Below are 458 nucleotides of genomic sequence, written 5' to 3'. Positions count from 1 at the left end.
CCCAGCCGCCGAACAGCAGGCTCAGCGCCAGGACGAGGCTCAGCAGAATGGTGTCGATCGTGACCAGGCCAATGCCGGCGCTGCGCTCGGACACGGCCACCGGTTGGCGTGGGCGCTTGGTGGCCGTGTCCTCGAGAAGGATGTTGGTGGCCAATTCCTGCTTCCTGCCGTTCAGGCTGCCTCGACGCGCCGGCGCCACCAGCGCCGCTCGCCCGCGGCTCTGGCGCTGCCATCGGCCGTGGCAGCCCGCAGGGGCTCCAGGACGATGGCGGGATCCAGCGACGGTGTGGGCGGCGGGGCTGGCGGTGCCGGCTCAATCACCGCACTGCTCGCCCGGTGCGGGTCGCGGCCACCCAGCATGGCGAGCTTGCCGGCACCGGCCGCCACCAGCCGCACCCCGGCCACGCCGCGGGAGCGCGAGAGGGGCCAGAACAGCGTCTTCACGGAGCCGGCAAGGG

The 458-nt window shown here is 73.4% G+C and carries 1 pseudogene; it reads right to left on the bottom strand.

The features are described from left to right. Positions 1-171: 171 nt before the first annotated feature. Positions 172-458 (bottom strand): annotated as a pseudogene (locus tag EQG76_RS13150) (hypothetical protein); the annotation flags it as partial.

Source organism: Geminicoccus flavidas (assembly GCF_009806515.1).
Classification (GTDB): Bacteria; Pseudomonadota; Alphaproteobacteria; order Geminicoccales; family Geminicoccaceae; genus Geminicoccus; species Geminicoccus flavidus.
This window is presented reverse-complemented; position numbering and strand designations above follow the sequence as displayed.